Origin of the sequence: Sphingobacterium sp. UDSM-2020, assembly GCF_016132525.1 — a bacterium.
GTDB lineage: Bacteria > Bacteroidota > Bacteroidia > Sphingobacteriales > Sphingobacteriaceae > Sphingobacterium > Sphingobacterium anhuiense.
The window spans coordinates 5,318,371-5,330,499 of record NZ_CP066166.1 but is presented as its reverse complement, the minus strand read 5'-3'; the positions used below and the strand labels follow the sequence as shown (position 1 = coordinate 5,330,499).

Annotated in this window: 8 protein-coding genes; 2 read left to right on the top strand and 6 right to left on the bottom strand. The window is 35.0% G+C overall.

The features are described 5' to 3' along the window. On the bottom strand, nt 1–948 hold the full coding sequence (locus JAZ75_RS22470; RefSeq protein ID WP_208698665.1) for an efflux RND transporter periplasmic adaptor subunit: 948 nt from the start codon (nt 946–948) through the stop codon (nt 1–3). After that, nucleotides 929–1,630, bottom strand: a complete 702-nt coding sequence (locus JAZ75_RS22465) for an ABC transporter ATP-binding protein (protein ID WP_132771965.1) — start codon at nt 1,628–1,630, stop codon at nt 929–931. The genes JAZ75_RS22470 and JAZ75_RS22465 overlap by 20 nt, the downstream gene beginning before the upstream one ends. Before the next feature lie 574 nt (nt 1,631–2,204). On the opposite strand from JAZ75_RS22465, the gene JAZ75_RS22460 reads away from it, so the two are divergent. Both JAZ75_RS22460 and JAZ75_RS22455 read left to right on the top strand, forming a co-directional pair. Further along, nucleotides 2,205–5,219 carry a glycoside hydrolase domain-containing protein gene (locus tag JAZ75_RS22460; RefSeq protein WP_232789301.1) on the top strand — a complete coding sequence of 1,005 codons (3,015 nt, stop codon included), beginning with the start codon at nt 2,205–2,207 and terminating at the stop codon, nt 5,217–5,219. Between the two features lie 309 nt (nt 5,220–5,528). Beyond that, on the top strand, nt 5,529–7,796 hold the full coding sequence (locus tag JAZ75_RS22455; protein WP_208698663.1) for an alpha/beta hydrolase family protein: 2,268 nt from the start codon (nt 5,529–5,531) through the stop codon (nt 7,794–7,796). A 58-nt stretch (nt 7,797–7,854) separates the two neighbouring features. Here the strand turns inward: JAZ75_RS22455 and JAZ75_RS22450 are convergent, their stop codons facing one another. From JAZ75_RS22450 to JAZ75_RS22435, 4 genes are all read right to left on the bottom strand, one after another. Then, entirely contained in the window at nt 7,855–8,721 is an 867-nt protein-coding gene (locus JAZ75_RS22450; protein ID WP_132844003.1) for a helix-turn-helix domain-containing protein, read from the bottom strand. Between the two features lie 11 nt (nt 8,722–8,732). Then, nucleotides 8,733–9,935, bottom strand: a complete 1,203-nt coding sequence (locus JAZ75_RS22445; protein WP_168128057.1) for a DUF418 domain-containing protein — start codon at nt 9,933–9,935, stop codon at nt 8,733–8,735. 124 nt (nt 9,936–10,059) lie between these two features. Then, nucleotides 10,060–10,812 (bottom strand): LytR/AlgR family response regulator transcription factor, encoded by a 753-nt coding sequence (locus tag JAZ75_RS22440; protein ID WP_208698661.1) that lies wholly within the window; start codon nt 10,810–10,812, stop codon nt 10,060–10,062. 6 nt (nt 10,813–10,818) lie between these two features. Continuing rightward, nucleotides 10,819–11,823: a sensor histidine kinase gene (locus JAZ75_RS22435; RefSeq protein ID WP_208698660.1), complete on the bottom strand. Its 1,005-nt coding sequence runs from the start codon at nt 11,821–11,823 to the stop codon at nt 10,819–10,821. Nucleotides 11,824–12,129: the final 306 nt, after the last annotated feature.

Here is a 12,129-nt window from a genome sequence, read left to right as displayed (position 1 = left end):
CTATTTCATCTTTATTGTACATTCTACCTTGGCATTGATAGGTAGTTGATTATTGTTATTTACCTGTATTTTTATTTTTCGAACACGGCGGTCTTCTCCTTCATTTGCGGTTTCATATAGAATCGATTTGTTCGATAAGATGGGGCTTATGTAGAAGATCTGTCCCGTAGTAGGATTATCTTTTCTGCCTACTGGCAGGATAGTTACCGATTGACCAATTTTAACATCCTGAGCAAATAATTCATCGACTTCGGCTTCAATAATTGGGTTTGAAACATTTACTATTTTTCCAAGCTCATTTGCATTGCCGACACTTTGACCAACTTTGGCAGTTAGATCCATAATAATTCCTGATTTACGTGCCTTTATGTTGAAATCATTCTCCTGATTCTGTATTTTTTGAATCTGTAAATATTGTTCATGTTCTTTTATCTGCTGCGCTCTGCGCTTTTCTTGAAGACCTTTTAACGTTAATTCTTGTTGTCGCCAACTGGTAAGATCCGTTTCCATTACCTCTTTTGACTCTGCATTTTGGGCAAACAGACGTTTAGAAGTTTCGTATTTAGCTTGCAATTCTTTTAGATTTAAGTTTGCTTTTTCAATATCCTCAACTGTAGTTCTGTTTTCGGTGACTGCCGCATTTAACTTTGTTTGCTCTTGCTCGATATCTAATGTAATATTGCCTTTATCAAGTAGGACAAGAAGCTCTCCTGCCTGAACTGTATCTCCCTCTTTAATCAGTACCTGTTTAATAATTGCAGCGGTTGTGCTAGCAATAATGGCCCAATCTTCTGAAGGAATTATCTTACCAATCGCTTTTATTTCGGTTATATCTTGTAAGATTTGTTTATTAGTATGTGATGTTTTCGGCTTCTTATCCGAAGTGCAGGCCATTGTCATCATTACAATAGCTATAGTTATCGCGATTCTATTTGTAATCTTGTTCATTATTAATCACATCTGAAACTTTTCCTTCTTCTACATATATTACTTTATCTGCATATTTGCGCAGACGTAAATCATGGGTAACAATAATGACTGCCTTGTTTTTGGAAGCTAGTGTTTTTAGTTCTTGCATAATGCTTGTGGCACTTTTAGCATCAAGCGATGCGGTTGGTTCGTCACATAGGATCATTGCAGGATTAGTCACCAAAGCACGTGCAATTGCTACCCGTTGTTTCTGTCCCCCACTTAATCTTTTCGGAAGTGTCTTCATTTTAGTTGATAATCCTACTTCATCCAAAGCTCTGCTTGCACGGACGATAGCTTCCTTTTTTGTAATGCCTTGCAAAATGAGTGGTTGGATTACATTTTCTAAAGCATTTAATGGTTCTATAAGATTAAACTGTTGAAATACAAAACCGATTTCATGTAACCGTAATTGTGCTAAATCGGATTCCTTTAAGTTGTTAACATGTGTTTCTTTATAAAAAACATCACCAGCGGTAGGATAGATCACAAAGCCTAAAATTGATAATAGTGTTGTCTTTCCACTACCCGAAGGCCCCATTATTAAAGTCAATTTATTTGTCTCAAAACTAACATTGGTAGTATCTAATGCAGTTATAACAGAATCGCCTGTCTTGTAAATTTTTTTAACGTTTTTTAGTGTGACGATTCCTTGTTGCATGTCGAATTTTTATTAAAACAAGTGTTAAGAGGCAATGTTTGCACCGACTTACACGAATATCGATAAAATTTTATAGAAAGTGATAGATAAACGATCATTTAACTGGGATACCCGAACTTAAAGTTTTGGAAGTAATGAACTTTGATATTTTTTTGTGATCATAAGGATAGACTTTCTAAGCTTGTGTTTCTTAAAAAGGATTGTTATAATTTTTTAAGATTATAATGATGTGTGTATCAAGATGTTTTTCTTGTAATATTGATAAATAATAACCAAATTAGTTTCATAATACAACCAACAAAAATCATATAGGAAGTAGTTCAAGATCAAAAGAAAATATTGCTTGAGAGAAGATATATGAGTATAAACCTGATAATCTAAAATGATATTATGCAGTACCGAAATCGTATAGAGACAACCAGCCCATAACATGAGTTTTCCGTTATTGGTATTGTGTTACGAATTTTCATTGCGAATATTTAAAGATGTTGTTAAATAGATTCTTGGTTGTGTAGGCTTATGTATCCTAAAAAACTGGAATAAATACCATGTTGTTAATTAAATTTATATTTAAATGAATACAGTAAAAAGATATGCTTTAGTTGGAATTGTCACAGTGACGTTATTTTCCTTTTCTGCTTATGGCCAATTAGCGTATCCGCCAGAGGTACAGAAATGGGATGCTGATGCATTGGGAAATCATCGGGCGATAGTGAGGGTAAATAGTCAAGAAAAAGAGGTACAGGTCGTTTTGCCTTGGCGTAACCGTTGGATGGAACCTAAGCAGCAACTTATCATGGTAGATAGTGCAAGTAACAAAAAGTTAGTTCCCAATACTTATTTGTGGATCAATGCTGAATCGGGGGCTTTTCGCTTTAATCCTTTAGCAAATCATGGAACATACTACATTTATTATTTACCCTATAAAATGGGGGGACGCAGTGCTAATTACCCTGATGCCATCTACCTCAAGAATCCTATTGCAGCACCTTCGGATGCAAAACCTGAAATTCAAAATTCGAAAGGTGTTTCATTTGATCGTTTCGAATCGGTGGATCACTATAATAGTAATGATCCTATGGAAATTCTTGCAACTCAGAAAGAGATCGAAGCATTTGTTTCCCATAATGCTAAGAAATCCTATTATGTATTTCCGGAGTTAAGGGAATTTCCTGTAAAAATGGAAAAACAATTACCCCAGCGCTGGATAGGCATTGACAGACCTCGTGATCGTATTTATGGACACGCAAAACGAGGTGAATATTATGCTTTTCAAGTTGCTCTTTGGTCTTCTAAGCATGATTTAAGGGATGTAAAGATTTCATTTTCAGACTTTAAATCTAAGGATGGATCGTTGATCACTGCAGAGAACTTGAACTGTCTAAATACGCAAGGTATTGATTATACTGGACAACCGATGAAATTAAAAGTTTCTGTTCCGATAAATAATATCCAGTCGCTTTGGTGTGGTATTCAAGTTCCTGAAAATATAGGTGCTGGAGTGTATGAAGGAACAGTAAAAGTAAAACCAGCCAATGCTGAGGAACAAGTGATAAACGTTATTGTAGAAGTTACAGCCGATCTGATTCAGGATCATGGTGTGGATGAACCTTGGAATATGACACGCCTTCCGTGGTTGAACTCTATTTTAGCACAAAAGAATACACTTATCGCGCCATATACAGCACTGCAGATGAAAGCTGATTCTACTTTACAAATATTGGGGAGAGCGGTTAAATTGAGTGCATCGGGATTACCCGGACAGATCAGCACGTTTTTTACACCGGAATTAACGGAAATTTCAGATAAACCAAATAATCTTCTAGATGGACCTATGCAGTTTAATCTTTATGGAGCCATTGATGGAAGAGCTATAAAAATGAATAATAGTGGAATTAAGTTTGTCGAAAGAAATGAAGGCCAATATTGTTGGACAGCAATGAATAGTTCTCCACAACTTAACATGGAAGTAAATGGACGTCTGGAATTTGATGGTTACTTACATTACGAAGTTAAGCTAACTGCTCAGGAGGATGTTTCATTAAAAGATATCCAGATGCATATTCCGATGCAGTCCCAATATGCAACCTATTTTATGGGTTTGGGAGAAAAAGGAGGGAAAAGGCCTAATAAACTGACTTGGAAATGGGATGTGGCCAATAAAAATCAGGATGGTGGCTGGATAGGAGCTGTTCATGCCGGAATACAGTTTTCACTTCGTGACGAACATTATTCAAGACCGCTCAATACTAATTTTTACCTGCAAAAACCATTGGTATTACCAAAATCTTGGGGTAACGACAATAAAGGTGGAATCAATATTATAGAAGAAGGAAACTCAGTTGTAGTAAATAATTATAGTGGTGAACGAATATTGAAAAAAGGAGATATTCTCTATTATAATTTTAATTTACTGATTACCCCTTTTCATCCGTTGAATACCGAAGCCCAATGGAACGAACGTTATTATCATGCTTATAAACCTGTGGATTCGGTTGTACAGAGTGGATCTAATGTGATTAATATACATCATGCTAATGAAATAAATCCCTACATCAATTATCCTTTTATTGCTACTAAGGAAATGAAGCATTATGTAGATGAAGCCCATCAAGCAGGATTGAAAGTGAAAATATATAATACGGTTAGGGAAGTTTCCAACAGAGTCTATGAACTGTATCCGTTAAGAAGCTTAGGGCATGAGGTATTCTCGTCTGGTAAAGGACAGGGATATTCATGGCTACAGGAACATTTGGGAAGTGATTATATTGCTGCTTGGTATGTGCCTCAATTTAAGGATGCTGCAATCATCAACAGTGGAATGAATAGATGGCATAACTACTATGTTGAAGGTATGAACTGGTTGGTCGATCGTATTGGTATTGATGGTATTTATCTCGATGACGTTGCATTTGATCGGATCACGATGAAACGCATAAAAAGGGTACTAACTAAAAATGGTAAAGCTGGATTAATTGATCTACACTCCGCTAATCAGTTTAATAAGAGTGATGGTTTTAATAACAGTGCAAATCTTTATTTGGAACATTTTCCTTATCTCAATAGACTGTGGTTTGGTGAATATTTTGATTATGAAAACAATCAACCGGACTTTTTTTTAACAGAGGTGAGCGGTATTCCATTTGGATTGATGGGGGAAATGTTACAGGACGGTGGAAATCCTTGGCGAGGCATGATCTATGGTATGACTAACCGTATGCCTTATCAAAAATTAACACCTGCCGGACTGTGGAAAGCATGGGATGATTTTGGTATCAAAGGAAGTAAAATGATCGGTTACTGGTCTCCAAATATCCCTATAAAAACGAATAAAGAGAATGTTTTGACTACTGTTTTTCAAAAAAGAAATAAAACTATGCTGGCAATAGCGAGCTGGGCTCCGGAAAATACCGCAGTTAAATTGGAGATTGATTGGAGTAAATTGGGCGTAAATCCACAGAAAGCAAACATATATGCTCCAGCAATACCTCTTTTTCAAGTTGAGGGAAGATATAAAGCTGATGACCTAATTATGATCGAAAAAGGCAAGGGTATGATCCTCATTATTGAGGAATCTACTGAAAGGTAGTCGTTTTCAATTGCAACAGGTAAAAAATCAAATTAAATCTAGAAATATATATGAGAAACTTTTACAGCAGATAGCCGCAGAAAAGTTAGGAGAGAACATAACAATTTTAAGCAATGTTGTGTCAGAAAGAGCATGTAAGATGGAACAGCAGATTCGAGAAGGGCGATTGGAGAGGTACTGGCCAGAGCTCATACGTGCTGTGTATTTTTCATTAGATGATAGGATGTTTTAGTATTATTGATTCTGACATAAAAAAAGTGTAACAAAATTGATAAAGATGCGACTAATACAAAAATAACTTTATTAATTATGAAGCAGATTCTTTATGCAATTGTATTTGTAATTTTGGGTATGTCAAATACGCAAGCACAGATCAAAGGCGATTGGACCGGTACATTGGATTACCAAGGTACTGCAATTGCCATTATTTTTCACTTAACCGAGACCGACGGTAAAGTTCAGGGTACTATGGATGTTCCACTTCAGGGGGCTGTTGGAATTCCCCTGTCTGTTGTCACTTTCGAAAACAAGCAACTTGTTTTGAGTATTGAGCAAGCAGGAATTAAGTATAGTGGTAAATTGGAAAATGGAAAAATCACAGGTACATATACACAAGGTGAAGCCAAGCTACCTTTAATTTTGGAAAATAAAGTAATCACTAAGCCTGGCGATACTACATTGGTATCTACCAAAGAACAGTTAGCAACACTTATTGCATTGGACAAAGGTAATTTTAAATATCAGGTTGAAGATTATTTTGCGAAACCAAAGCTATCCGGTTTTCAGTTATCTCCAAATGGTAAATATATCTCATATCGCGAGAAGGATGATAAGAATAAACGCCATGTAATGGTAAAAGAAGTCGCTACTGGTAAAGTTATTCGGGCTATTGAAGAAAAAAATGAGCTGATCCGCGGTATGGGTTGGATTAATGATGATCGTTTAGTGTACGTCATGGATCAGGGTGGTAACGAGAATTACCATCTTTATGCAATAAATATTGATGGAACTAATAATATTGACTTGACACCTTTTGAAAATATTCAAGCATCGATTTTGAATATGTTGAAGGAACAAAAGGATTTTATTATTATCCAGATGAATAAAGATAATAAACAGGTATTCGAACCTTATAAAGTTAATATTCAAACTGGGGTAATGGAAAAACTATTTACGAATGAAGATCCTGCAAATGCAATAGTTGGTTATGAATTTGATAAGGATGGTAACCTTCGTGGATATGCAAAGATGCAGAATGGTATAAATAGTCAATTTTTTTATAAGCCTCAAGGTGCCACAAATTTTGAACTTTTCCATACGACTAAGTGGGATGAAACATTTAGTGTTGTATCGTTTAACTATGCTTCTAAGAATTCCGATGAAGCTTATGTCTTAACTAATTTGGATTCCGACAAATCTCGAATTGTTTTGTACGATCTTAAAAATAAAAAGATATTAAGAGAAATCTACGCCAATGAAGAATATGATGCGAATCTAATTTCTCTTTCAAGAAAGCGCAATTGGGAAATTGACTTTGTGGGATATGAAGGAGAAAAGGTAATTATAAAACCGGTCAGCGAGACTTTTAAGAAAATTTATAAAAATCTGGAAAGCCAATTTAAAGGTTATGAGTTCTCGATTGCTGGTAAAACAGACAATGAAGATCAATTGTTAGTTGTTGTTCAAAGCGACAAACTTTATGGGCGTTATTATCATTATGATACCAAAAGTGGTAAAGCGACTCTATTAGTGGATTTGATGCCACAATTGAAAGAAGAGGATATGGCAGTGATGCGTCCAATTACTTTTAAATCCCGTGATGGAATGACTATTCATGGATATATCACATTGCCTAAAGTAGCTCTTGATGGTAAAAAAGTTCCTTTGATCGTAAACCCACATGGTGGTCCTCAGGGAATACGCGATAGCTGGGGCTTTAATCCCGAAACACAATTGTTCGCAAGCCGAGGATATGCAACCCTTCAAGTGAATTTCCGTATATCTGGTGGATATGGAAAAGAATTCCTTCGTGCCGGTTTTAAGCAAATAGGTCGTAAAGCGATGGATGATGTTGAAGATGGTGTACAATATGCTATTGAGCAAGGTTGGGTTGATAAAAGTAATGTCGCGATCTATGGAGCTAGTCATGGTGGATACGCTGTACTAAGAGGTTTAGAAAAGACACCTGATCTGTATAAAGCGGGAGTTGATTATGTTGGTGTTTCTAATATTTTTACACTTATGAGTTCGATTCCTGAGTATTGGAAACCTTATAAAGAAATGTTATATGAAATATGGTATGATCTGGATAAAGAAGATGAAGCTGCAATCGCGAAAGAAGTATCACCAATTTTTCATATTGATGCAATCAAATCACCTTTATTTGTCGTACAAGGAGCAAATGACCCACGCGTTAAAATTGCTGAAGCTGATCAGATTGTAAAAGCTTTGCGGGATAAGGGTGTTGATGTACCCTATATGGTTAAATATGATGAAGGACATGGTTTTGGTAAAGAAGAAAATCAGATCGAGTTTTATAAAGCGATGATGGGATTCTTTAGTAAACATCTTCACTAATCAGGATCAAGATTATTTTATTAGAAAGCTGTCTTCTTTTATAAGGAAGACAGCTTTTTTATGTTAAAGCCGAGAGCCGATATTCGTTTGGACTAAGGCCTACATTCTTCTTGAAAAACCTTGAAAAATGTTGAGGATATTTAAATCCTAATTCATATGCAATTTCATTGATTGATTTACTTCGGTTGTAAATTTTATTTTTAGCTTCATCAATGATCTTATCCTTTATATATTCCTGTGCTGATTTGCCAGCTTCTTTTTTGATTAGGTCTCCAAAATAATTGGGCGATATGTTTAGTTTATCTGCAAAATACGCCACGGAAGGAATACCGTTTTCAATTAAATTATCACACTTGAAATAATGATTTAATAGCTGTTTAAAATTCTTTACCATCCCCCGATTAATATGATCTGGAACGCTGAATTGACGATCATAGAATCTTTCACAATAATTTAAAAACAACTCGACATTCGAGATTAATAGTTTTTTGCTGTGCTTGTCTATGGGTTGACTTAATTCATATTCGATTTTTGCGAAACAGTCAGATACGATCTTACATTCATTTGGAGTTAATAGCAATACTTGATGACTGTTATTTTGAAAAAAATGATAAACATTTAAATGTTCAGTAAGTGCTGTTCCTGCAATCAGATCCGGATGAAATACTAAGGCATGCCCTTTTCTAAAAACCTGATCGGCCGTATTTTCGATTCCGATCGTGTTGCCCGGAGCAATAAAAGAAAGCTTGCCTTCATGATTATCAAGTATAGATAGTGCAATACAATATAAATCCAAATGGACATTGCAATCTGGACGTAAGGTTGCTTTAGACCAGTCAACGATATTAACTAACGGATGGCGCACTTCAAAATGATTGAAAATGTTGAATGCATAAACGCTATTTAGATGAGTGATTTTTTTCATATTACTTACATTTATGATTTGATCAATTTTTGCCATTTAAGATAGGTTCCTGATCTCCATAACCATTCGATCGGACCGTAACGAAATTTCTGTAGCCACATATGACTTAACTGAATCTGGAGCATAGTATAGCCTAAACAGATCATAACGCTTAGAAATATACCAAGATCATATAGACCAAAGCCATATCCATAGAATATAAATACACCTAAGATCGACTGTACCATATAATTGGTCAGCCCCATTCGACCATAGCTTTCAAGTTTTGAAAGTTTCTTTTGCATCGTTTCTTTACTGTAAATAACTATGATGACAGCTAACCATAAATATGCTGCTAATAGGTTAATGAGATTATCTAAGGGAATTACTAGCCATTCAGCAATTGGATTACCATGTTGTGCCGGTAAGATCGGTTTTATAATATAAAGTAATATAACGGCACCTAAGGCCATCCAAGCTAAGCGATAAATCTGATTTTTGTATTTTTCAAGTTTTTCAAATAAACGTAAACGACCTGCCAATAATCCAAGAATAAAAAAGCCCATTGTCATATAGCCTCGTCCATATTCCCCAAATTGGAAGTTGAATTTAAAATGTAACTGTTCACTAAGGTTGTGCTGTATGTTTGTTAAAATCGATCCATTGAAAAATATTTCTTGCCAACGGCCTCTTCTTTCAGTCATCGTTTCAGTAATAGTTGATAGAATCTCTGGAGCAATTGATTTGTAAACAATGTTAGATAGCTGTGCACCGCCCAATAAAAAGAAAATCGAGATCGCAATCAACCATTTGTTGGATAATTTATACATAAAGATCAGCGGTACACCCAATAGCGCATAGATGATCAAGATATCATTTCGAAAAAGAGCGCTATGTATAAGACCGATGATAAATAGGATAATAAGACGCCAGAAAAATCGACCACGAAAATCAATACCTTTCTTAGCAGCATTATCCATTTGTATAAAGAAACTCAAGCCGAATAAAAAAGAAAAGATAATAAAGAATTTCCCCATGATGAAATACTGTAATATCCAGCTTAAGATCGAGTCCATTGTACCGATCCAGGGCAATGGTGGTGGGGCAGTACTAGTGAATGCACCGAAATGCTGTAAGGCATGTGTCATACAAATACCGATTAGAGTAATACCCCTAATAGCATCTATGACAGTTATTCTATTGTTTGTAATTGCTTGTTTTGCTACTGGTTCCATAAACTATCTTGTAATAGGTAGTCGCAAAAATGTGGAAATTTATTAATGCCTATATGTAGGGATGGAACAAAGCGAAATATTGATTACTGAATACGAAAAATCTGAAACATAAACGACGATGGTTTTACATATTTACCATCCATTCTTTAAAATCTGAAGCTTTATTTTTACTGACATAAATGCGTTCAGGGGTTTCTGTATCAAGTGTAATAAGTAAGCGGTTATCAAACCAGATGGTGATGCTCTGGACTGAATTTCTTGCAATAATGAACTGTTTATTAGCACGATAAAAGTTCTTAGGATTTAAAGTAATATAGAGTTGCTCGAGTGTTCTTGAATAAGGATATTTACTGCCATCTTTGAGATAGATATGGGTACTTTTATCTGTTGTGTAAAAAAAAGAAACAGTCTGTAGGTCAATTGGAATTAATCTGTCTTGAACAGGAATTAAGATTTTATCTTTATACTGTTTGGCAGGAGCTAATTGCGTAATCTTTGAGATATAGGCTACTAGATCTGATTGTGTAAAACGTTTAAATTTTTGCAACGCGCGGTCAAGATCATTTTTCTTTATTGGTTTTAGCAAATAATCAATACTGTTGACCTTGAAGGCTTCAATAGCATATTCATCATAAGCAGTAGTAAAGATTATAGGAACTTCCACCTCAACATGATTGAAGATTAGAAATGCCGCACCATCAGAAAGATGAATATCCATTAAAATGAGATCCGGCGGTGGATTTGTAGTTAACCAGTTAATGGTCTGGCTGACACTTTCTGTATTACCTGATACCTGAATAGTGGGATCAATTTCTTTTAATATCTCAACTAAGCTTTCATAAGCTGCAGTTTCGTCTTCAACAATTAATACCTGCATCAATAATTACTTTAAGGGTAAATAAACTGTAAATGTTTTGCCATTATCTTCAATATGTATCGGTTTTTCCAGTAATAATATAAATCTACTTTCTAGATTTTTAAGACCTGTTCCGTTACTGACGGGTGCGACCAATTTAGGGTAAATAGGATTTGAAACAACAAGTTCATTGCGGTCATTGAAGTAAATATCAATGATCATTTTATGATCGCTGTCAATGATATTATGTACAACAATGTTATCCAATAAAGGGAGGATAGATAACACTGGTAATTTATAGTCCAATACTTCATCACTTATATCAACGTTATAGGTCAATTTATTGGCAAAGCGAACTTCCATCATATATTTAAAAGCATCTACGAAAGCAAGCTCTTCTCTCAAAGTAACCAGACCTTTTTTGTCACTCTGCAGAATGTATCGGAATACATCAGATAATTTGTTAACATAAGTTAAAGTGACTTCATCATTCTTTTTTCGAATTAAAGAAGTTAGACCATTTAGGGAATTAAAAAAGAAATGTGGGTTGATCTGATTGGTAAGTGCATCATAGCGGCTCTGTAGATTTTTCATGGTTAGCTCCTCAATCTGCTGTTCTTTTTTTCTCTTATCGCGATAGAGCTGTATAATGTACCCCACGAGCGAACTCAGGATAGAAACAACAAAGAATTGAAAGAGTACAAGACTTCCAAAATGCCTTACTTTGGTAAATAGTAAAAATGAAATACCGCCATATACAACGTAGCCGCTAGCTGATATCAAAAGATTGTAAGCGATCCGTTTTTTTAAGGTTGAAGATCGAAGATAAGTCAGATTGCTTTTAATCAAAATAAAAACCAATGACACAAAGAACAGGTAGCGAAATAAGAAAAAGATGATATGCTGCATTTTTCTTGTTTCTTCTAATCCTCTTAATTCAAAAGGTAACCAGATGATATCCGGGTATATAATAAATGTTGCGGCAGCGATACTGATTAATAAGACCTGCCATGAACTGTATTTTGCTAACAATATTTTTTTGATTTTGTACAACAATAAATAGTACTATTTATAAAGATACAACCTTCTGTTTCGAAAATAAATACCTGACCCGACTAAAACGAAAAATAAAGGATGAAGACGAAAGTATATTTTGTAATACACCATTCCCTTAAGCATGTAAATAGAGTTATGCTGTTTATTTTTATAAATATCTGGAGTTGCTAACTTAGTCGGCAGTGTAAGTTAAGAACAATAAATATCTTAATTTTGAAACGATGACTAAAATCCGTAAAAAATATGATCGCACCTTTAAAGAACGTGCAGTTGAGTTGAGTA